This is a genomic window from Paenibacillus diazotrophicus, from assembly GCF_042610465.1.
The window spans coordinates 555,928-576,758 of sequence record NZ_JBGJZN010000001.1 but is presented as its reverse complement, the minus strand read 5'-3'; the positions used below and the strand labels follow the sequence as shown (position 1 = coordinate 576,758).

Genomic DNA, 20,831 nt, shown 5'->3' with positions numbered 1-20,831 from the left:
CCTTCGTTTGTTCAAAATGTCTGCTGCTACAGCAACAATTCCTTTCTCAATCAATTTCCCAATGCGTTCATCTCCTGACTGGAATCACGAATATAAATATACACATTATTATAATATTACTTTGCGTATAAAAACAGGTGTGAACAAGTGTAAAAATATGATCTTTGATAATTCTGTATTAATAATAGTAAACCCTGAAAGAATATATACTTATTCAATCTTAGGTTAAATCCTAAATATCTTTCCGTCAACCTTAGTACCGCCAGCTTCTATTTCTACTTTTATTTCCCTGTTTGGTCAATGCAGCACTACTCTCAAAATATCAAGAAACGGCACCGCCCTCGTAAAGGCTTTGCCGTTTCCATGTTAATTATGGCTCTGCGTAACGTTCCCTTAACGACAATTGCGTGTGGTCGGCGGATTGCCGATTGTGCCAGGATACTGATAAACAAGAGGTTCTTCGAAGGTCGCATAATCGAAATTCACCATCAGGAGCACAGTGCGTTGACCGGTGGTCTTGTCGCTGATAATGATGTGATCACGGCCTGCAGCCTCCAGAACCCCTGTATATATCTTGGCGTTCCAATCCTTGTTATTCTCGTATGTGAAGTAAAAGGTGCCGACTTTACCGAGATTCAGCCGGAAAATGTTTTCGATGTATGATTGCTCGAATACTGGAGCAGTAGTAGATACTACGCCGCCGCCTGGAGTCATTGGGCTGCCGCTTGTAACTTGTGGAGGTGTTCCACTCATGGTACCCATTGAACCCATGCTTCCCATGGTTCCCATAGTACCCATACTGCCCATTGTGCCCATAGCTCCCATATTCCCCATTCCCATTGGGCTCATGCTGTGCATGACGTTCATATGATTCATGTTGTTCATGTTGTTCATATTGCTGACATTGTTCATATTGTCCATGTTGCTCATTGCACCTGAAGGGTTGCTGCCAATGGTATACGTCACAGGGCGGTAAGGTTGAACGATCATCTCTAAAAAACCTCCTAATTATTGTTGGTGTGCAGGCTGATTCGGCCAGTCTAAAGTAAGTTGTAGCTCGTTCTGAGAGAATTAGAACTGCTTCTGAGCTGCGGAAGCGAAGCACCGGACTTCCGGTTGGCTCCGCATCCGCTGAACCCGAACGCTCTAATATACTGCAGGACAATCCTCACTGGTGGGGGTGAAGAAGCAATGTGCTTTGTAACGACCGGTATTCTGCTGATTGTACCAGGTCGCAGGACAGTCACCTACGGGTCGGAAGAACCAGAGCGCATTTGACGCCGGCCTGGTTCGTTCTCCTGCGATGGCACGTTTGGCGAGGCGGATATCGGATTCCCTGGCACGCTGGTAAAAATATCCCTTCTGTGGTGCTTCGAAGCCGCCAGGGCTTTGGAAGACCATGTCGTTAACATTGCGGATGTTTTTGAAATCAAGACAGTTACCCAGTATCCGGTTGACACCTACATTGCCAACCATCAGCATGCCCGACTCGCCATCCCCCTCGGCTTCTGCCCGCATCAACCGTGCAAGCACTTTTACATCCTCCGAGTTTGCTTTAATTACGGCCACACTTTCTCCTCCTTAGCCTACACTTTCTCAACTGCTCGCTGTATTGTATGTGCATTCGCCCAAGAGGTGACAGTTAGCACCGATTACCGCCCGTCCATTTTTCTGAATATTCTAATTATGGCTCGTAGATCATTTTTCGTGTCATGCCACCGTCAATCACCAGCTGAGCGCCTGTGACAAAATGATTATCGGCTGAAGTCAGATACAGGCAGGCCCTGGCGATATCCTCTGGCCGGCCTACTCTTCCGGATGGATGCTGAAGATGATCAATTTCTCTCAGCTCTTCGTAATCGCCTGTTTCAATCCAGCCCGGACAGATGCAGTTAACCGTGATTCCATCTCCTCCAAGTGTGATCGCCATAGCATGCGTCAGCGCAGAGATAGCACCTTTTGAAGCTGTATATGCTTCAGTATTGGGCTCGGACATCAGTGCCCGCGTCGAAGAAAGATTGACTATCGCCCCTCCTTCAGGATTCATCCTCATGATCTTCGCAGCTTCACGGGAAGCGATAAATACACTGCGGGCATTGGTGTTCATCACCAGATCCCAGTTCTCTGCAGATAATTCGTATAATGGCTGTGTATGCGGGTTCGCAATACCTGCATTATTGATCAATATATCCACTGTTCCGTAGGATTGGACAGTAAAAGCTGTCATTGCGATGATTTGTTCTTCCTTGCTGACATCGCAGGCGAAAAATACGGCTGAATCGCCTGCTTGACGAATCTCCTTCTCTACCTTACGCCCAGTGTAATCATCCAGCTCAGCAATCACTACATTTGCACCTTCGGCTGCATAGGCCTTGGCGATAGCTTTTCCAATCCCATGACCTGCACCGGTTACTATGACTGTTCTGTTAAGATATTTCATATTCAATCCACTCCCCTATGTAATCAGATTTCTCATAATACAAATATCCCCTTGTTCCTCAAATCGGAAACAAGGGGAAGTTCTGCTCTGCGCCAATATGTTGAGTACAATGCTCTATTCCGCTGTGGAGTATCGGGGCTGCCGCTGAAATCCTTGGTACCTTGTACCTTGATAAGTCAGAATTCCCCTGTCACCCTCCGCACTCATACCATATTCGTTGCCGTCTACTTTGAATTCCATCCGCGCTCCATTCTCCAGCTCATAGGTTAAATAGTAGATAGTACTCGTGCGGCTGTTATTGGTGTCATCCTGTAGCTGCTGCTGCCGGACTTCACTGCGTTTGCTGACGATACGGGCGGGGATGGTCAATAGGGGCGAGCTGTTGTTGCGGCTCCACACAAACAGCCCCCTGCCTGCAGAAACAGCGACAATGCCAATCACTACAGCAAGAAAGATCGGTATTACCGTCCCCGTAAGATCAAACATCCAAGATGGATCCGGGCCCATTCCCATGACTTAATCCCCCTTATTCCCCATGTTGTCCTGCTCTTGCTCGGATGCAGGCGCTTCTGTACATGTATATGCCCCAGCTATTCCATAAAGCATTACAAAAACATTATTTCGTGTGATCTGTAGTTACAAATATGTCAAAAAGACCACTCCGCTCTATCTTCCCAGAGCTTAAAAGTGGTCTTCATTAACGTTGATCCGGCAGCCTCGATTACGCGTGTACGAGATCCAATAATTGCTTAGTTTCATCTGTTTCTTCAGGAAGCATTCCGCTGTCTGCCCAGCAAGCTCTGCATTGTTCTTCGGTTTCACAAAGGTGAGCATCATCACAGTTGTAGCACAGTTGCAGAAGGTTTCTGGTTACATAATCCGTTTCGAAAGTTTTCATTTTAATCTCTCCTATTCGGGATGAAAGTTTGTGAAAAAATGAACTTGTTCTCTATGTGTTAAATATATCACAGTATTCTTTGTTTGTCATGTGATTTTTTTCACATTTTTAAAGAAAATTTTAAATAAGATTTTTGATGCTTTATTTTTTCATAATTGAAATCCATGCAATAAAAAAAGTGCCTGATCAAGCCACAATTGGTTTGATAGACACTCTCGTATTCATGATATGAATTTACATTACCCGCCAGCTTAACCCTCCATTCGTAGTCTGCAGGAGGATAGATTTGCGGTCTTCTTTTTTCTCTATCAGCAGCCATCCCACCTCAGAAGACACGAACTGCAGCTTCACAATCTCCGGATATTCGGCTAGCTTCGATTGCAGCACACCGCTGGCAGGAAGTGCCGTCCAGATTTTGCCCTGATTCGTTGTCTTATACAGCACATCCTTCTTCAGAGTCCAGCCGAGCTGAGAATTCAAAAAGGCAGGAGGAATATGACGGTTGACGCCCTTTTGCGCACCCAGTCCAAAGGTCACAAATTTCCAGTTCCCGCCCCCGTTGGCAGTGAAATAACCATTGTAGGTAATGCTGCCTTCTTTGTCCGTTTGGCAACCTACAGACATCCACCCATTCAGGCTGGCCTTGTCAAAAAAAACAGGCTCCCCTGTTATTACCCGGTCACAGCCGCGTAACTCTTCATTAACGAGGAATTCCGGACCCTGTATCCATGTTGCCGCACCGTCTTTGGTTATATAGATTTTGGGAAGCGCACCAGTCTGCAAACTTACAAATCCATGTTCAAAATCTTTGAACACCATCCCAGTGATCACCCCTGATATAGGGATTGTATTATTTGGCAAGTTAGGATTATATTGCTCGTTCTGCATAACCAGGTTCCATGTCGCTCCCCCATCTTCGGTAGCATACAGCGCTTTGCTCTCTTTGGTGGCTTTGGCATCCCAGGAGGTCATCAACCATCCGTGTTCAGGGGAATTAAAGTAGATTGAAGTTATCGCATTGGCATCAGGAAAAGAGGATATTTTCCAGCTGCTTCCTCCATCTGTTGTGCGGAGTACCACTGTTTCCGAATGCCCTGACGCGCTACGGATGATCCATCCATTGCTGGGATCTGTGAAGAATATGTCCCTGCCATAGACAGGGTTGGACAAAAACTGGACATTCGAAGAGGGCGAGATGTTGCTCCAGGTCTTGCCGTTATCCATCGTCATGTACATCCGCAGCTCATTTTTGGTTACGCCCCAGGCTAGTCCAATCGTATCATTCAGCAGCCTGAAATCTGTCAGACGGGTCTGGATCTGATATTTTGGACTGCTTTCGTTGTCGATGTTTTGGGCATCTGGTGTAATTAAGGTAATGGTCTGCCCCTCTTCCGGCGCTTCCGTCGGCTGCGGGGGCTGGGAAGGCTCCGGAGAAGGAGAAGAGCAGGCAGACAGTATAAGCAAGGCCAGGAGCACCGTAATTACAGCTCTTAGAGCCTTGAAACCTGTAATCTTAAATGACAATGCTCTCTCCTCTTCCTTCATTTATTATTTGTTATGATTCAGCGCACTTCTCTTGTAACCGTATAATGCATAGATCATTAATCCAATGACCAGCCATATCAGGAACCCGGCCCAGGTATCTCTGCCTAAATTATACATCAAATATCCGCAGGCTGCCGCACTAAGCAAAGGGACAAGAGGAACCCATGGGACTTTAAATCCTCTTTTCAGAGTCGGATGAGTATACCGGAGTGCGATAACACCCAGTGAAACAACAAGAAAGGCGAAAAGTGTGCCAATGCTGGTTAGGTTAGCCAATCGGTCCAGCGGGACAAAACCAGTGACCACAGCAATAATACCACCCACCATCCATGTGCTGCGTACAGGGGTGTGCGTCTTAGGACTGATCCTGGACAAGGTCTGTGGCAGCAGTCCGTCCCGAGAAATCGCGAACATCAGGCGGGTCTGGCCATACAACAGCACAAGCAGAACCGTAGTCATTCCGGCAATAGCCCCCACTGAGATCAGCCCGGCAATCATATCCTGGTTCACAAAACGGAGCGCAAAGGATACCGGATCACTGACATTCAGGCTTTGGTAAGGAACGATCCCGGTAAGTACGAGCGATACTACGATATAGAGCACTGTACAGATCGCCAGAGAAGAGATGATCCCGATCGGCAGATCCCGCTGTGGACGTTTTACTTCTTCTGCAGCTGTAGATAAGGCATCGAAGCCGATATAGGCAAAAAATACGGTGGCAGCACCATTGACTACTCCATGGAATCCATAGGGCATAAAGGGAGTCCAATTATCTGGTTTCACATAGAAAACGCCGGTAACAATAAATAAAATAACTACCGACAGCTTAATTACGACCATTATCGCATTAAAACGGGCGGTTTCCTTCACCCCCCTGGTCAGCAGGAAGGAGATCAGCAAAATAATAATAATTGCAGGTAAGTTGATAAAGGTTCCTTTGTCCGCATTATAAGCCCCGGAGAGCGCAGTGGGCAAATGCAGGCCAAAGCCGTCAAGGAGACCCTGGAAATATCCGGACCATCCGCTGCCCACCGCTGCCGCTGCAACGCCATACTCGAGCACCAAATCCCAACCCAGAATCCAGGCTAAGAGTTCACCAAAAGCCACATAGCTGTAGGCATAGGCACTGCCGGATACCGGAATCGTGGATGCAAACTCCGAATAACATAAAGCCGACAGTACACAGGCAATACCTGCCAGCACAAAAGATAGCACTAGAGCGGGCCCAGCGTGTTCCGCTGCTGCCACTCCGGTCATTACAAATATACCTGTACCAATAATTGCTCCCACCCCAAGTAAGGTTAAATCCAGAGCGCCTAATGTCTTGCTGAGCCTGTCTCCTTCGGCGGTCACCGGAGCGCTCAAAGGTTTCTTACGGAATAAATCCATTCGTTCATTCTCCCCTGTCTTCTATATACATAGGTCTTGCTATAAAGAAACGGACAAGCTAAAGCCCAGATAACACCGATAAATACAAAAAACGTGGAAATACTAACTCTTACTGTCTCCGTTATTCCAATATTCATGTTAGTTTGCCCTTTTTCGGGTAATGGATTAAAAGCAGACCGCTTGAAAACACTAACCTTAGCGCTTATGATGGATAAGATTGGACACAAAAAATTCAAAACTTCAGGAGGAGATGTAGCAATGGCCCCCCCATTCAAACCAAATCGTGTCGTAGTGATCGGCACTGGTGCTGTTGGTACCACAACGGCCTACACATTGTTGCTGCGCAGACGCATGCAGGAATTGGTTCTTATTGACGTTAATCATCAGAAAGCCCTTGGTGAGGCGCTGGATATGAATCACGGCATGCCTTTTGTCGGTGGCGTGAAGCTCTGGGCAGGAACTTATGAAGATTGCCGTGAAGCAGATATCATTATCGTGACTGCTGGCGCCTCCCAAAAGCCAGGTGAAACGCGGATTGATCTCCTGCGCAAAAATATCTCGATTTTCAAAGATATTATCCAGAAAATCACAAAATACAACCAGCATGCCATTCTGCTGATCGCAACGAATCCAGTGGATATCCTGGCTTACGCCACCCTGAAGATCAGTGGTTTTGACCGCAGACGAGTCATCGGCTCCGGTACAGTGCTCGACAGTGCAAGATTCCGGTACCTGATTGGCCTTCATAAAGAAATCGACCCGCGCAGCATTCACGGACAAATCATCGGTGAGCATGGGGATTCCGAGTTGCCCGTATGGAGTCTGGCTAACGTTGCCGGGATTGATCTCGGGTTTGACGAAGCCGAACGACAGGATATTTTTGAAGACACAAAAAATGCCGCATATGAGATCATAGATGCCAAGGGCTCAACCTCGTATGCGATCGCACTGGCGCTGGATCGGATCGTCGTCGCCATTCTGCACAACGAAGGTGCTGTGTTGAACGTCTCCACATTGCTGAACAACTATAATGGAGTCTCGGATGTATTCCTGGGTGCCCCATGTGTGGTTGACCGCTCCGGTGTACGTGAAGTACTCGATCTGCCGCTTAGTGAAGATGAGAAAGCCCTTTTCCAGAAATCCGGTGAGAAGCTGAAAAGTGAAATCTCAAAGCTGGAACTATAAGCTGCACGCTCTAATTCCGGACTATTTCCTCCTTCCGACAGGGGGAGATAGTCTTTTTTTGCGGAAAACAAAAGAAACCGTCCTTCCGGTCATGGAGAATAACCCCCAATATTGAAAGGACGGAGTTTCTGATACCCGTAAATATAACATGAATAGTCATATCTGCCAATGAAATAGGTCCTTGTCTTTAGCAGCACCGCTATGATTGCGGCATGCTGATCTGCAGTCTGGACATCGCTTCTTCCTTCTCCCGGTTCGTGATATGTGTATATACCGTGGTAGTCTGAATAGATGAGTGGCCCAGTAGCTCCTGAACCGTCCGCAAATCAGCCCCTTTACGCAGCAGCATAGTGGCGAAGGAGTGGCGCAGCTTGTGGCTGGAGTAAGGTCTGCGGTGGGCCGCAGGGATTTCATTCTGGAAACGTCCAAAGGTATCCGCAGCAATGCCCTGAATCCCGCGAATCGAGAGTCTGCGCCCTTTTTGCGAAATGAACATAGCATCCTCTTTACTGCGCCAAGGTTCAAGCCGATCAGCAAGGGCTTGCTCCAAATAAGGGGCCAGTTCTCCAGGCACAGGAATATTACGCCATTTGCGTCCCTTTCCGAATACTCTAAGTGTAAGGCGTTCTGCATTATAGTCACTTTGATTCAGGGTATGAACCTCACCTACCCGCAGTCCCATATAAGACATAAGCAGAAAAACCGCCAGGTTACGGCTTTTGTATTTCCCTGTAACGGCAGACAAAAACCGCTGCAGTTCATGCTCCTCCAGATAGACAGGTTCGCGGTTTTTTTCGGTTTTGGATTTCTTGATGCCCGCAGCAGGATTCGCACTCAGCAGCTCAAGCTCCATCATCGCCTTGAACAGGCAGTTAACGGATGCATGCTTGCGGTTACGTGTTGTATCACTGACTCCCCGTTCACGGACCGAGGTTAGATAGGATACGATATGAAGCTTCTTGACAGTCTCCAGACTTTTGCCGTTAAGACTGGCCAAAAACTCACGCACATCGGCAAGATAGGACTTCTGTGTATATGGGGTAAATCCGGCATCCTTCATCCAGATTACAAAAGCATCCAGCTCTTCCTCATAGTCAGGCTCTGAGTAGTTCATGTCTCGGTTCCCTCCCGTGTTCTTAGCAATCGATTCTACCATGGATTGGCATCACGAAATGATGTAGATAATAAGTGTGATTTATCAGGATCAGCTGCTCCGGTTCTCCATCCGGCTGCATGATTATTTACAATGGACAGGAATTCCGCAAGAGCCGGTGACTTCCACTTTTTGTTGTGGTAAGCAGTTTGGGTAGCTACCCGCTGAGATTCGTCATTCCAATGAAGACGTGCCAGCTTGCCTTCAGCCAGCTCATTTTGAACCGTAATCAGAGGTAAAAAAGAAATGCCGAGCCCGGCCATCACACATTGCTTAATCGCTTCAATGCTCCAGAATTCCAGCTTCGGATCGGGGAACACGCCATGGCTATTCAAATGACGTTCGAACAAGGTGCGGTAGGTACATCCGGTTTCAGTGTGCAGAATAGTTACATCTTTCAGATGAAGCGGCAGCACCTCATCCAGATCCAGGAGCGGATGGCCAAGGGGGGCAACCAGCGTCATAGTCTCCTGAATAAGCGTCTCGATATGGATATCCTTGTACTCCTTCTCGGGCTGCAGTAAAAACACCAGATCCAATTCCCCGGAGCGGACAAATTCAGTGAGTTCCCAGCAGGCGCCAGGTTTCAGTGTGATCTGCACCTGTGGATATCTTCCGCGGAATTCTTTAATAATGCCCGGCAGCCGAAAAGCAGCCAAAGATTCAGGGGCGCCGATCCGGAGGGCTCCGGTCAGCTCGGTCTCCGAACGCAGCGCCACCTCAGCCATCGTATGCATCCGGGAGATCTCCTGGGCATAGGGGAGCAGGCGGCGTCCTGCATCCGTGAGCATAATCTTTTTACTGATACGATCAAACAGCGGCTGGCCCAGCTCTGTTTCCAGCGCCTGGATCTGAGCAGTAATGCTGGACTGCGCATAATCCAGCTTCTGGGCGGCACGCGTAAAGCTCCCGGTTTCGACTACGATAAGAAATGTAAACAGATGACGTGATTCCACGGAGACCACCTCCTTCAGCTTTGAACTGTATCCATCGGTTTTTCGAATGGATGTTATCTAATAATTCCGTTTTTCCAATGGATCTATTATCTGATACTCTATACATAAATACAAGGAAAGCGGGCCATGATCATTATGAAAGAAACTTTGCAACGCAATATTGGAATGCCGCAGGCCATCGCTCTTTACATTGGAGCCGTGCTGGGTTCAGGAGTTCTTATTGTACCTGGCCTTGCTGCGGAAATGGCTGGGCCTGCATCTCTGCTCGCTTGGGGATTTATGACGTTATTGATCCTTCCCTTAGCCCTGTCCATGGGTCTGCTATCCGCCAAATTCCCGAATGCGGGGGGAGTCTCTCACTTTGTCACTCTGGCTTTTGGCCCAAAGGCGGGCGCACTGGTTGGCTGGTTCTTCCTGATGTCAGTCCCGATAGGAGGACCTGTCGCTGCCTTAACCGGAGCCGGATATATGTCAGCAGCTATGGGCTGGGGAGACAATGCCAGAATCGCTATGGCAGCAGCCATGCTGGGGATTGGACTGATTACGAACTGGATTGGAATGCAAGTAGCCGGGAAAGTACAGATCGCCGTGGTGATTGCCATCGTCTCCGTTTTAGTATTTTCATTTGCTGCCGCACTTCCCCGGATAGAACGTGTCCACTTCACACCTTTCGCTCCGCATGGCTGGATGAGCGTCGGCCAGGCGGCAGCCATATTGTTCTGGTGCTTTATCGGTTGGGAAGCCGTATCGCATCTGTCTGAGGAATTCAAGGATCCAGAGCGTGCTGCGGTTAAAGGCGTCACTATAGCTGCTATTATAGTAGGAGTACTGTACTTCCTGTCCGCACTCGCCACTGTCGGTACCCAGAGCTATCTACGGGGGGGAGCGGACTCTTCGCTCGTCTGGATTATCAGCCAGCCGCTTGGCTCCTGGGGTGGATTCATCGCCGGTCTGACCGGACTCTTCATCTGCACAGCGACTATTATCGCGTATACCGGAGCCGCTTCACGCGTAGCGTATGCGTTGTCCCGGCATGGTTATGCACCTAAATGGATGGGTGGTTTGTCAAAGAGGTTCCAGACACCAACCGGGGCCATTGGTTTCCTGCTGTTATGCTTTGCCACTGTTCTATTTCTCTACGGCAGTGGCCTGCTATCGATTACGACATTGATTCAGTTTCCTAATGCCACCTTCATATTGACGTATATCGGGGGCTGCGCAGCGGGAATCCGTCTCCTGAAAGGCAACCGGACGGGTGTAGTTATCAGTTGGATTTCATTTGCCGCAACTGCGGCTGTCTTTCCTTTTACCGGGTGGGCGATTGGTTATCCGCTGGTGATTACTGCCCTCTTCTTCCTGATTGTCTATACCAGAACGGGCTACAGAAATACACATCTGGAACCACTGTCCGGAGATCAAGAAGAAGTTAAGCAAAAAGCACTTTAATCATCCGTGATAAGTGTTTAGCATACCTTCCAACATAACAAACAGGCCGCATCCGTCCTTGTCACCAAGGTCGCTGCGGCCTGTTGTTTATTATACAAACTTACATAATCTCTCTGGCAAAGTAACGAAGTTGTTGAAGTACTGACTATAGGCAGCGGGGGTTGTTCCGCAGGTACCAAAGCTATTGTTGATTGCGGGGCTGGTACCGTAAACGTAGCTTCAGATGACTCCTTCTCTTTCATCGGCTCTGTTGTTCACTCCAACATTTCCTCGGACTGTTCCACTGAATGGCTGGATTCCCCCTGAAGTAATTGGGGTTGACGGATCACCGGCTAGATTTGCAGTACAGGCTGCACGAATCAAAAGGTTCAAAGTCAACGATGCCATTCGACTGAAACGTTTATCAATAGGATCACCTCATCCATAAAAAAGCAATTTCAAATAAGTTGCTACTTAGCCCATTCCAAGGGAATCTCAAATTTGAACATTTGTATTTTATCGGAAGTAGTAATGGGGTACGCAACAACGGCGGCCACATTATTTTTCTTCATAGGAGGAAACCTCAGCTTGAAAGTCAGCTTCTCTCTGTTAGTCCGAACTGGTTGACCTTGTGCAAATATCATTACTCCCTGCTTGTCCTTAAGGGAGATCCGGGTATTCCTATTCAGATCCTTATTCGCTTCATAATACACAACCGTCTCTTTCTCGTCATACTCAATCCCAGTGATACTCAACTTGCCGCCTAGATCTCCTTGCAATACTACCGGGTACTCTTCACCCAGTTGCGTATAAACATCAGTCTGTATGCTATCATTTTCGCCTGTATGCTCAGTTAATGTTAATGTTATATATTTGGGATTGGGATTCAACTCACTAAGCGGTGGCAAATTAAAATAATAATAATCTTGGGTAGCTCCACTTGCTCCATAGTTCTTATATAAGTTACCAATGTCATCCTCCATCACCAAATCAAACTGATAATAGGGAATAACATTTCCAATCACCACTTGAGTGGTTACGGGTCCGAATACCAGTTTATCGACGGAGAACTTGGTATTTTTATAGTTGAATTCCAAGCCTTTAGGATAGACGATTTTCGTCAGCTCCTCACTTTTTTGCTTGCTTAGAGGGATGGAGACATCCCACTTCCCCTTTGTGATACCGATACAATCCACAGTCATGTTAAGCTGCAGCTCAGCTGGCATATCCTTTTCCCCAATATTCATTCGGGTCGTCCCTACAAAAGTGTGCTCACCGGTGATCGTGAAATCATGTGTGGAGATCGAATCTGGCTGAATTCCTGAAAAACTAAGATTGTAGTATACTGCAGCTTCTTTTTCAGTTAATTGGGGAGTGGATTCAGGGTAGCTAACTTCATAATTCAACACTACTTGAATCCCATCATAAAAAACATTCACTACATTAAAGTCTATACCTTTATCCCTTGCTGAAACATTCGTAGATGTAGTTAGATTTTTCTCTTCTATTCGTTTCAAATCACCAGTGTCTCCCCCTTTGTCATACAGATAATCAAAGAATGGTATATTACGCAAAGCTTCGGCCACTTGTGGTGAAAATGCTCCTATACCTATTATCACGCCTGAAGCTACGATCAGTGAAACTGTAATACTAGCTCCCCATTTCAGCCATCTGGAATAAAATCTACGGTTGACACATGCAGGATTGCCAGCTTGCGCATATTTCGACCACACTTCCTCAAATCCAAAGGATGGCTTGTACTTTACTTTTAGCTGTTTTCCTTCACGCTGTAATTCAGCACCCAAAATCTCATTCCCGGCAGACTCCGGACGGTTAGGAATCTTCATTTTAACCCCTCCTTCAGTGTCTGAAGCTCTAGTTCTTTTTCATAGTACTGCCTTAGCTTTTTCAGTGCCGCGTGCAGACGTGATTTACAAGTTCCCAGCGGAATGCCTAAAGTAAAAGCCGTTTCCGGCAGGGGCATGCCCACATAATAATGAAGCGTAACCACCTCACGCTGTTTTAAGCTCAACCGACTTACCGCAAGCCATAGCAATTGTTTGTTTTCGCTCTGTATCGCCATATATTCTGCTGAATCCTCTACATCCATTGCTGGAATTCCGGTAAAAAGCTGCTTCCAGCTTTTTTTACGCAGCATGTTTCGTGCCGTATTGAGGGTTATCCTATACAGCCATGGTCTTAATGGTTTAGAGCCGTCATAGAGATCAAATTTGGCAAAAGCACGAAGAAAGGTTTCCTGCGTTATATCATCTGCCAACACGCGATGTTTAGTGATCATTAGGGCGATTCCATAGATATAGGAAGAGTGTTCTTTAAATATCTGCCTAGCCCTTTCCTCTGTAATAGGATAATTCTCCATTTGTACTCCCCCTCCATTCAATGACTATACACTTTCAACATACCAAACCGTTCGCTTTTCATTTAATAAATATGACATCGCCTGCTTGCAGCAACGCCCGCTGTTTCAGTGAAGGAAAACTTGGTTATGGAAAGAAGACTGCCCAAAATGGGATAGAAGGAGACGATTGACCATGCCAAAAGATAATAAAATCATTCTCGAAGCTGCAGCACGGAAATTTGCTGATGACAATTCCGAACCTCCATTTCTGCCTGATCTGGGACCTGAAAAAGGACGCGAAACGGTGAACACCGTACAATCCAGTGAAATTTACAAACCGGAAGCAGATCTTCAGGATCTTACTGTGCCCGGCGGCCCTAGCGGTGAAGTTCGGGTGCGGATTCTCCGCCCGGTGAACACTTCGCGTGAAACACTGCCAGTCATTCTGTATATTCATGGTGCGGGTTGGGTCTTCGGCAACAGCCATACCCATGACCGGCTTATACGGGAATTGTCGACCGGTGCAGGAGCAGCAGTCGTATTCCCTGAATACAGTCTCTCTCCGGAAGCCAAATACCCCACGGCCATTGAAGAGATTTATACGGTACTGACATGGATTGCCGATCATGGATCGGAATATGGTCTTGATTCCAATAAATTAACCGTTGCAGGCGATAGTGTCGGTGGAAATATGACAGCTGCCATCACTCTGATGGCCAAAGAACGGGGCGGCCCAGCGATATCCAAGCAGCTTTTGTTCTACCCTGTAACAGATGCTTCTTTTGATACCGAATCCTATCATCTCTTTGCTGAGGGCTATTTCCTGCAACGGACCGGGATGAAATGGTTCTGGGACCAATATACTACCAGTGAAGAAGAACGTGCCCAGATCACCGCTTCACCGCTTCGGGCGAGCCTGGAGCAGCTAAGCGGACTGCCAGAAGCACTGATTATAACGGGCGAAGCCGATGTTCTCCGTGATGAAGGCGAAGCCTACGCTAATAAACTGCGTGAAGCAGGTGTCTCCGTAACCGCGGTCCGTTTCCAGGGAATTATTCATGACTTTGTAATGTTGAATGCCTTGGCTGAGACCAACGCTAAAAAAGGAGCATTGCTGCTGGCTATCAGTTGGCTTCGCAGTTAAGCACTTTCTTCGTCTAATATAACAGCAAACAGGCCTGCCATGGATATTCTCCAGGCAGGCCTGTTTTTTGATGAAACTATATATTTTACTGTCTATATCCCACCTATTATTTGCGCTGTGCATAGAACTCTGCTGCTTTTACCAGCATTTCCTTGAGCGATCCGAAGGATGTGGTCTTCCTAACATGCTCATTGAGCTGATCCTGAGGCAATGACTTCAGGTCTTCTGTTGTGGAAGCACTGAATCCCCCACTTTGTAGAAAATCCTTAATAGACTCGAAGGGAGTGAATTTCTCCAGGAACGGACTGGATAGCAGCTGGTCCAGCGGCAGTTTTTCTAAGATCTGATTAAGCGGTAGCTGATCCAGCGGAAGATTCTGCAGCAGGTCGCCAATGCCCCCCTCTTTCACTTTATTGATCACATCGCCTATATTTCCTAAACCTCCAAGGTTAAATCCCATAATGTACCTCCCATGCTGACTGTATTTGTACCTTAATTACCCCAATAACACAGAATTGAATTTTATTGTTAACATATTTTTTATTATGTTAACTTATATGGCGTGATATTAACTTTTTACCAACTAGGTCTTGCAAATCAGTGGAATCTTTCTTCTCTACCCTATAATTTTATGCAAAAGTTAATTTACTAAGCATGCTCCCTCCGATAACACTCCGGTATCAACATTTGGGGAACTTTTCGAAAGAATGCCATTTCGCCAATAGGGCCTGCCAGCCAATTTCAGAAGCCTTCATATATTGTGGAGAATGGGGTGGTAGGCCGTGTCGCCCCCGCTCTCATTAGCAAAATAGATTTTTACCGTTCATCAGGAGGGCTTGCCCGCCAATCTCTATGGGGCGTTCGGATACTCCCCAGATTTATAAATCCAACGAATATGGCCGGTAGCATTATCTTTTGCATAAAGTGTGTTTGAAGCGGAGTAATAGGATACTCCATTCATAACAGGTTGTTTGGTGTCGCATACGTTTGATCATTAACGCTCGGAACAATGATAACTTACTAAAATAAGTAAATGGAGAATTATAGTTTACATAATAATATATATGGTAACATTCTATTTAAACGTGTCTGTTTGAACCTATAAGGGGATGGCCAAATCAACCCTACCCTATTTCGGCAAAATCGCCATCGTCAACGGAATAGCGATGATCCCTTCTCCATTCAACATCATTGCAGTAACATTGCCAAAAGATTGGCAGTAATGACTCCTCAAAGTTAACTGTTCGCTCGCAAAAACTCCCCTATTCTGCTGGCAGCTTCCAGAAGCCGCCCCTCCTCTTCTACAAGGGCAATTCTGACAAAACCTTCCCCCTGTGCTCCAAAGGCATCACCAGGTATGACAGCTACACCTGTTTGCAGAAGAAGATTACGGGCAAATTCACGTGAAGCTCCTGCATGACTGGTTATCAGGTACTCAGCAGGCAGTGGCGCCCAGACGAACATAGTTGCTTTAGGCTTCGGTACCACCCAGCCCTCCTGAGCCAATGCTGTAATTAATACGTCCCGGCGCCGTTCATACAATGGTGCAACTCCCTCATTCTCCCCGGCTTTCATCGCTAGCTCGAGCGCAGCTACCGCTGCTTCCTGGATAGGATCGAATACACCATAATCCACATTGCTCTTAAGTTCTCTAAGCGCCCCAACTGCCTCGCGGTTACCGGTCATGAAGCCAATCCGGCAGCCAGCCATGTTGAAGCTTTTTGAGAAGGAATGGAATTCAACCGAAGTATCGTGTGCACCCGGCACCTGCAAAATGCTAACAGGCTTATATCCATCAAAACCCATTTCCGAATAGGCCAAGTCATGTATGACCAGAACATTCCATTTGCGTGCCAGTTGGATCAATTTCTCCATATACGCAAGATCCACCGTAGCAGCTATCGGATTGCCGGGAAAGCTGAGCAGAATAAAAACAGCCTTATGCCACACCTCATCCGGAATGCTGTCCAAATCAGGAATGAAGGCGTTCTTCTCCAGCAGCGGCAGTGTCCAGGCTGTCACACCGGCTATCGCGAGTGAACCGGAATAAATAGGATACCCCGGATCAGGTATGATCGCCAGTTCTCCCGGATTGCAGACAGCCAGCGCCAAATGTGCCAATCCATCCTGTGAGCCCATGAGAGACACGATTTCATCCTCCGGATTCACCGTTACACCAAACCGTGCTTCCATCCAAGCTGCTGCCTGCCTGCGGAATGCTTCACTTCCCCTGGATGATGGATAAGAATAGCTATCCTCCCTTAGCGCTGCTTCACTTAGAACCTGACGTATTTTTAAATCAGGCGCCTGATCGGGACTGCCGATTCCAAGATCGATCACATCTAGTCCGGATCTTGCTGCCTCCTCTTTCCATACTGCTACTTCCGCAAAAATCGAGGAGCCCAGCCCGGACAGTTTGTCCGATCTCCAGCTTCGTCTGGATTTGCTAAATGTCAAAAGAGTCCACCTACTTGTTTTTTGAATTATTATAGCATGGTGAAGCAGAACTTGATTTTGTAAAATTTTGAAGAAACTCTGTAGATGCAAGAAATTGTTATTTATAAACATATATATTATTTTATGTATATCTTCTTATCGATTTTGAGACGTACAAGTGCCTTATTTCCCATTTATAATCGATCTCATCCAAAACAGCGTATAATTTATGTTATACGCTGTTTTTTAAGACCAATAAGAGCTGCTCTTTGACCAAAATGACTAACCATTTAAATATGCGGTGCGCTCAACAACTTCCTCAACAAAATGGACGTCAATTATTTCAATCTGTCCGTTGAGGAGATTTTTATCTACGAGGAGGAACAGAGTAATAACTGGTATGTCAATGTGAAAGTACTAGTCTTGCCAGGACAGGCATAGGATAGGGTATTACGAGTGAAGGTGGGAAACCTGATGTCCAAGAATAAACGCGGCAAAGCACTCTGGCGGGTGCCGTCCCGCAGCAGAGGAACTTGTCCAATCTGTGGAAGCACACGGATTAAACTGCTCTATATCGGTAAAAGTGCGGACGGCAGCAAACTGGATGTCTGCAAAAAGTGTGACGGTAAGCAGGCGATTTAACCGCTTAGCCCCGCTTAATGCAGGCTGTGTATAGCACTCATAGTTAAGGGAGCACCGTTTTGTACGGTACTCCCCTTTGTTGTCACAGTTAAGTGAGATCCTGCAATTCTTGCTGCGGCTCCCAATTGCGGACTCCGTTATCCTCCAGAATTCCAAGTGTCACATCTGAAATATGCGGATCGGCCATCAGCTTGTCCTTAACCTTAAATTTGATATCATCTGCATCGGCAAGGGTCATTCCCTTCTTCAGTTCAATTAACCCCTCCACATGATAGTAACGTCCCTCCTGCAGAATACGCATCTGGTAAATATCTGTGACTTGCGGATCGTCGAAGATGATACGGGCCACCCGGTCTTCGATCTCTGGAGGTGCAGCCACACCGATCAGTCCAACCATATTGTCATATCCTACGCGGAAGGCCACCCCGATCATCATAAAAGCAATCAAAATACTGGACACGCCGTCAAGCATTTTGAAGTTGGTAAAGGCGGTCACCAGAACGGCAATCATTGCCAGTGCTCCGCCGCTTGTCGCCACCAGATCTTCATAAAACACGAGACGGGTTGGCGGTGCGGCTCTTTTTACATTTTTGATGGATGCTATGAACTTCTTCATCCCTTTCGCTTCAACTCTGGATTCGTGCAGTACTTCATTCATCGCCTTCACCCAGACAAATCCGTCTGCAGCGATAGAGAGAAGCAGTACGACTACATTGATCCAATAACCTTTGGTGTCGGCCGCAGGATGCTTTAACAAATGAAAGCCCTCCAGTAGAGTTTCATAAGCCATAATGGTCACGACAATCACTGCCACCATGCAGAACAAATTAATTACACGGCCGAAGCCATCCGGAAAGCGTCGCGTTGGTTTTTTCTCGGCGAGCACACTCCCTGTAAATACAAACATCTGATTCACTGCATCCGCGATCGAATGCATCATGGTGGCGAACATCGAACCGCTGCCGGTTAGGGCAAATGCGATGCCCTTGATCACTGCAATACAAGTATTGCCGATTGCTGCCGAGCCTGAGGATTTATTGCCTTTTTTGATCAGACTTTCAAGTGTTTCTCTGGTTTCCGCCATAACGATGTATGCCTCCTTCGGTTCTATACTGTCTGTATCGTGGCGGCCCCGTCAAAAGAGGCTCCGATTAGCCATTGCAGTGGGTCCATGTAAGTATTTAACCCTTTGAAGCCTGGTTCTATCACTCTTAGCTTCATCCGCATTGGGTCCCATCGAATACTGACACATAGATAAACATCGCTTCATGCATCTAACCGTCAAGCATCTGGATTCTGCCTATTCCCGGTTGTGGACAGATTAGCGGTAGCTGGCAAGCCAGCTCCTTCCACTCTGTCTGCAAACCCTGTTTTGATCCATAACCTGGAGATGTCAAGAAAACCAAAGGATCCGGTATGCAGCCCAAAGAGGTTCTGATTAAGCTGTGCTCTTTTGTTCACATGGCAACCGTATAGTATCCAGCAATTCTCACGAATAAATCCCTCTGTTCGTTCCAGCAGAAGACTTCTGCCTTCATCCGGCATTCCGGCAAATCCTTTTAGCTGCTCGGCAATCTCCTCTAGCTGCTGTGGCATAAGCATGGATGTAAAGTGATTGGACGGATTAACGAAATAGTTCATCATCCCCCATTGCCAGTCGTCTTCCAATACCTCCTCTGACAATAGCAGGTCTGCCTGTTGCTGAATCTCTTCTATCTTAAAATCCGTATAAGGAGCCAGCCGTATGTTCATGCCGATTCTTGCCCCGCGTTGCTGCAGCCATTCTGCTTCTTCACACTCTTCTGTTCTTCTACTTGCAAAGGCAAGTGCGATCTCTTCTCCCTCGTAACCGCTGGAGCGCAACAGTTCCTCCGCTTCCTCAAGGCTAGGCTCATTCCAAACTTTAAGGCGGCTTCTCCAGGGCAGAAAGCTATCTGCTGGTGTGATGCGGTATTCTCCCAATTCACTTATCAGCGCTTCCGGGTGGTACAGCATCTTCAACACCTGTCGAAATAATGGGTGATGCTGTCTTCCTTCCTTACGAAAGTTCATCATAATATATCTGCAGCCCAGAGCCGGATAATCAATACTGTGCTTGGCACATCCCTCCGGCTCCACCTCATCCAGCTCTGCATCCGGTAATTGATACGAACGGTCACTATAGCCTAGATTCGGTACATACCAGATTTCAACCCGGTCTAGTAGTGGACGAATGGCATAATAATCATCAAAAGCTGCCAGAACCAGCACATTTTCATTGTAATCCAGCAGTCGGTAAGGTCCAGTTCCTACCGGTTCAAGCGTGAAATCCACATCATAAGGAAGAATAGACATATGCACACAGCTGAACAGATGAAGAAAGAACAGATTAGGCCTTGCCAGATCGATGCGAATACGGTGATCCCCTTGAAGCTCTATCTTTTCAATATCTCGGTAATGCCACAAAACCGGACTTTGCAGATCTGTCAGCCGCTGCAGCGTTTCTTTCACATCTCTAGAGGTCAGGAGTCTTCCATGGTGAAAACGCACACCTTTACGCAGATAAAAAATATAGCTGGTATGCTCCCGGTTGCTCTCCCACATATGGGCAAGTCCAGGTAAGAAGCTGTTTGTCTTCGCATCATAGGTTACGAGCGTACTGCAGATCTGTTCGATCAGATACGATTCGAAGGCTTTATTGACCGAAGCCGGTTCCAGCTTTTCCATGCGCCGGTTACGGGTAATGCGCAGAATATCAAGCCCTGTGATGGATTCCGCCTCGCTGCGGTAGCCCATTTGCTTATTTAATAACGATAGCAGTCGCTCCTGAAGAGCACCGTGAACCTCGGGTTGACCAATCAGCTCAATACCCTGTTTGATTTTACCCTTCCCAATCAGCTCCTGAAGGTGCTCCTCCAATATCTCTTCCACACTTCGTATAAAAGCCAGTCCGGACTTATGCCCCCGCCCCCTTCCTGGCTGCCACTGAATATACCCCTTCTCTTCCAGCTTGCGCAGGATGAATTTCACATTGCGTTCAGTACAGCACAGTTCTGAAGCAAGCAGTTCTATTGTTACTGGTATGGGTTCTTGAAGTTTGAAGGGTGTATTCAAGGTTGAGGCCAGCCGCAGGAAATGTACAACGTTGCTGTCCATAATAATTTCTCCTTTAAAGGTGAAAGAGAGGGTGTAAAGCTTACACTTTTATTTCCCCCTTTTATCTATACAATTATACATAAGATTATAGTCAACGTCATTTGTGGCTTGATCAAATTCCGCA

19 protein-coding genes are annotated in these 20,831 nt (G+C 47.0%); 4 read left to right on the top strand and 15 right to left on the bottom strand.

All coding sequences use genetic code 11. From position 1 onward, the window contains the following. Nucleotides 1-393: 393 nt before the first annotated feature. The 7 genes from gerQ to bcaP form a co-directional block, all read right to left on the bottom strand. On the bottom strand, nucleotides 394-798 hold the full coding sequence (gene gerQ, locus ACAN54_RS02555) for a spore coat protein GerQ (RefSeq protein ID WP_379154117.1): 405 nt from the start codon (nucleotides 796-798) through the stop codon (nucleotides 394-396). Between the two features lie 348 nt (nucleotides 799-1,146). Beyond that, complete coding sequence (locus ACAN54_RS02550; RefSeq protein ID WP_379152070.1) at nucleotides 1,147-1,569, bottom strand: cell wall hydrolase; 423 nt, start codon at nucleotides 1,567-1,569, stop codon at nucleotides 1,147-1,149. A 115-nt stretch (nucleotides 1,570-1,684) separates the two neighbouring features. Beyond that, entirely contained in the window at nucleotides 1,685-2,440 is a 756-nt protein-coding gene (locus tag ACAN54_RS02545; RefSeq protein ID WP_379152067.1) for an SDR family NAD(P)-dependent oxidoreductase, read from the bottom strand. Nucleotides 2,441-2,554: 114 nt separating this feature from the next. Next, nucleotides 2,555-2,947, bottom strand: a complete 393-nt coding sequence (locus ACAN54_RS02540) for a DUF2500 domain-containing protein (RefSeq protein WP_379154115.1) — start codon at nucleotides 2,945-2,947, stop codon at nucleotides 2,555-2,557. 214 nt (nucleotides 2,948-3,161) lie between these two features. Continuing rightward, the gene (locus ACAN54_RS02535; protein WP_379152064.1) at nucleotides 3,162-3,338 is read right to left on the bottom strand and encodes a hypothetical protein; all 177 of its coding nucleotides are present in this window, start codon (nucleotides 3,336-3,338) and stop codon (nucleotides 3,162-3,164) included. 234 nt (nucleotides 3,339-3,572) lie between these two features. Beyond that, nucleotides 3,573-4,862 (bottom strand): VPS10 domain-containing protein, encoded by a 1,290-nt coding sequence (locus ACAN54_RS02530; protein WP_379152061.1) that lies wholly within the window; start codon nucleotides 4,860-4,862, stop codon nucleotides 3,573-3,575. 24 nt (nucleotides 4,863-4,886) lie between these two features. Further along, on the bottom strand, nucleotides 4,887-6,272 hold the full coding sequence (bcaP, locus tag ACAN54_RS02525; RefSeq protein WP_379152058.1) for a branched-chain amino acid transporter BcaP: 1,386 nt from the start codon (nucleotides 6,270-6,272) through the stop codon (nucleotides 4,887-4,889). 258 nt (nucleotides 6,273-6,530) lie between these two features. Between bcaP and ACAN54_RS02520 the strand changes: the two genes are divergently transcribed. Next, complete coding sequence (locus tag ACAN54_RS02520; RefSeq protein ID WP_379152055.1) at nucleotides 6,531-7,457, top strand: L-lactate dehydrogenase; 927 nt, start codon at nucleotides 6,531-6,533, stop codon at nucleotides 7,455-7,457. Between the two features lie 199 nt (nucleotides 7,458-7,656). On the opposite strand, the gene ACAN54_RS02515 is transcribed toward ACAN54_RS02520, so the two are convergent. Both ACAN54_RS02515 and ACAN54_RS02510 read right to left on the bottom strand, forming a co-directional pair. Next, nucleotides 7,657-8,571: a tyrosine-type recombinase/integrase gene (locus ACAN54_RS02515; protein ID WP_379152051.1), complete on the bottom strand. Its 915-nt coding sequence runs from the start codon at nucleotides 8,569-8,571 to the stop codon at nucleotides 7,657-7,659. A 35-nt stretch (nucleotides 8,572-8,606) separates the two neighbouring features. Further along, complete coding sequence (locus ACAN54_RS02510) at nucleotides 8,607-9,566, bottom strand: LysR family transcriptional regulator (protein ID WP_379152048.1); 960 nt, start codon at nucleotides 9,564-9,566, stop codon at nucleotides 8,607-8,609. Between the two features lie 135 nt (nucleotides 9,567-9,701). On the opposite strand from ACAN54_RS02510, the gene ACAN54_RS02505 reads away from it, so the two are divergent. Next, entirely contained in the window at nucleotides 9,702-11,012 is a 1,311-nt protein-coding gene (locus ACAN54_RS02505) for an APC family permease (RefSeq protein WP_379154113.1), read from the top strand. Between the two features lie 449 nt (nucleotides 11,013-11,461). Here ACAN54_RS02505 and ACAN54_RS02500 read toward each other — a convergent pair whose 3' ends face one another. Together ACAN54_RS02500 and ACAN54_RS02495 are read right to left on the bottom strand one after the other, a co-directional pair. Then, complete coding sequence (locus ACAN54_RS02500; RefSeq protein ID WP_379152045.1) at nucleotides 11,462-12,838, bottom strand: DUF4179 domain-containing protein; 1,377 nt, start codon at nucleotides 12,836-12,838, stop codon at nucleotides 11,462-11,464. Then, nucleotides 12,835-13,371 (bottom strand): RNA polymerase sigma factor, encoded by a 537-nt coding sequence (locus ACAN54_RS02495; RefSeq protein WP_379152043.1) that lies wholly within the window; start codon nucleotides 13,369-13,371, stop codon nucleotides 12,835-12,837. The genes ACAN54_RS02500 and ACAN54_RS02495 overlap by 4 nt, the downstream gene beginning before the upstream one ends. Before the next feature lie 172 nt (nucleotides 13,372-13,543). Here ACAN54_RS02495 and ACAN54_RS02490 point away from each other — a divergent pair, with 172 nt between their 5' ends. Beyond that, complete coding sequence (locus tag ACAN54_RS02490) at nucleotides 13,544-14,494, top strand: alpha/beta hydrolase (protein WP_379152040.1); 951 nt, start codon at nucleotides 13,544-13,546, stop codon at nucleotides 14,492-14,494. A 106-nt stretch (nucleotides 14,495-14,600) separates the two neighbouring features. Here ACAN54_RS02490 and ACAN54_RS02485 read toward each other — a convergent pair whose 3' ends face one another. Both ACAN54_RS02485 and ACAN54_RS02480 read right to left on the bottom strand, forming a co-directional pair. Continuing rightward, nucleotides 14,601-14,954 carry a hypothetical protein gene (locus ACAN54_RS02485; protein WP_379152037.1) on the bottom strand — a complete coding sequence of 118 codons (354 nt, stop codon included), beginning with the start codon at nucleotides 14,952-14,954 and terminating at the stop codon, nucleotides 14,601-14,603. Between the two features lie 776 nt (nucleotides 14,955-15,730). Next, nucleotides 15,731-16,951, bottom strand: a complete 1,221-nt coding sequence (locus tag ACAN54_RS02480) for an aminotransferase class I/II-fold pyridoxal phosphate-dependent enzyme (protein ID WP_379152034.1) — start codon at nucleotides 16,949-16,951, stop codon at nucleotides 15,731-15,733. A gap of 453 nt (nucleotides 16,952-17,404) precedes the next feature. On the opposite strand from ACAN54_RS02480, the gene ACAN54_RS02475 reads away from it, so the two are divergent. Then, the gene (locus ACAN54_RS02475) at nucleotides 17,405-17,572 is read left to right on the top strand and encodes a hypothetical protein (protein WP_379152030.1); all 168 of its coding nucleotides are present in this window, start codon (nucleotides 17,405-17,407) and stop codon (nucleotides 17,570-17,572) included. An 88-nt stretch (nucleotides 17,573-17,660) separates the two neighbouring features. On the opposite strand, the gene ACAN54_RS02470 is transcribed toward ACAN54_RS02475, so the two are convergent. Beyond that, nucleotides 17,661-18,656 carry a cation diffusion facilitator family transporter gene (locus ACAN54_RS02470; protein WP_379152027.1) on the bottom strand — a complete coding sequence of 332 codons (996 nt, stop codon included), beginning with the start codon at nucleotides 18,654-18,656 and terminating at the stop codon, nucleotides 17,661-17,663. Nucleotides 18,657-18,853: 197 nt separating this feature from the next. Beyond that, the gene (locus ACAN54_RS02465) at nucleotides 18,854-20,707 is read right to left on the bottom strand and encodes an ABC transporter substrate-binding protein (protein ID WP_379152024.1); all 1,854 of its coding nucleotides are present in this window, start codon (nucleotides 20,705-20,707) and stop codon (nucleotides 18,854-18,856) included. Nucleotides 20,708-20,831 lie beyond the last annotated feature (124 nt).

Excerpts from the sequence above, each read along its gene's own strand:
- ACAN54_RS02535 (WP_379152064.1), bottom strand. The coding sequence starts at position 3,338 with ATGAAAACTTTCGAAACGGATTATGTAACCAGAAACCTTCTGCAACTG.
- ACAN54_RS02470 (WP_379152027.1), bottom strand. The coding sequence starts at position 18,656 with ATGGCGGAAACCAGAGAAACACTTGAAAGTCTGATCAAAAAAGGCAAT.
- bcaP (WP_379152058.1), bottom strand. The coding sequence starts at position 6,272 with ATGGATTTATTCCGTAAGAAACCTTTGAGCGCTCCGGTGACCGCCGAA.
- ACAN54_RS02545 (WP_379152067.1), bottom strand. The coding sequence starts at position 2,440 with ATGAAATATCTTAACAGAACAGTCATAGTAACCGGTGCAGGTCATGGG.
- ACAN54_RS02475 (WP_379152030.1), top strand. The coding sequence starts at position 17,405 with ATGTCCAAGAATAAACGCGGCAAAGCACTCTGGCGGGTGCCGTCCCGC.
- gerQ (WP_379154117.1), bottom strand. The coding sequence starts at position 798 with ATGGGTACTATGGGAACCATGGGAAGCATGGGTTCAATGGGTACCATG.
- ACAN54_RS02465 (WP_379152024.1), bottom strand. The coding sequence starts at position 20,707 with ATGGACAGCAACGTTGTACATTTCCTGCGGCTGGCCTCAACCTTGAAT.
- ACAN54_RS02485 (WP_379152037.1), bottom strand. The coding sequence starts at position 14,954 with ATGGGATTTAACCTTGGAGGTTTAGGAAATATAGGCGATGTGATCAAT.
- ACAN54_RS02505 (WP_379154113.1), top strand. The coding sequence starts at position 9,702 with ATGAAAGAAACTTTGCAACGCAATATTGGAATGCCGCAGGCCATCGCT.
- ACAN54_RS02520 (WP_379152055.1), top strand. The coding sequence starts at position 6,531 with ATGGCCCCCCCATTCAAACCAAATCGTGTCGTAGTGATCGGCACTGGT.
- ACAN54_RS02500 (WP_379152045.1), bottom strand. The coding sequence starts at position 12,838 with ATGAAGATTCCTAACCGTCCGGAGTCTGCCGGGAATGAGATTTTGGGT.
- ACAN54_RS02540 (WP_379154115.1), bottom strand. The coding sequence starts at position 2,947 with ATGGGCCCGGATCCATCTTGGATGTTTGATCTTACGGGGACGGTAATA.
- ACAN54_RS02515 (WP_379152051.1), bottom strand. The coding sequence starts at position 8,571 with ATGAACTACTCAGAGCCTGACTATGAGGAAGAGCTGGATGCTTTTGTA.
- ACAN54_RS02490 (WP_379152040.1), top strand. The coding sequence starts at position 13,544 with ATGCCAAAAGATAATAAAATCATTCTCGAAGCTGCAGCACGGAAATTT.
- ACAN54_RS02495 (WP_379152043.1), bottom strand. The coding sequence starts at position 13,371 with ATGGAGAATTATCCTATTACAGAGGAAAGGGCTAGGCAGATATTTAAA.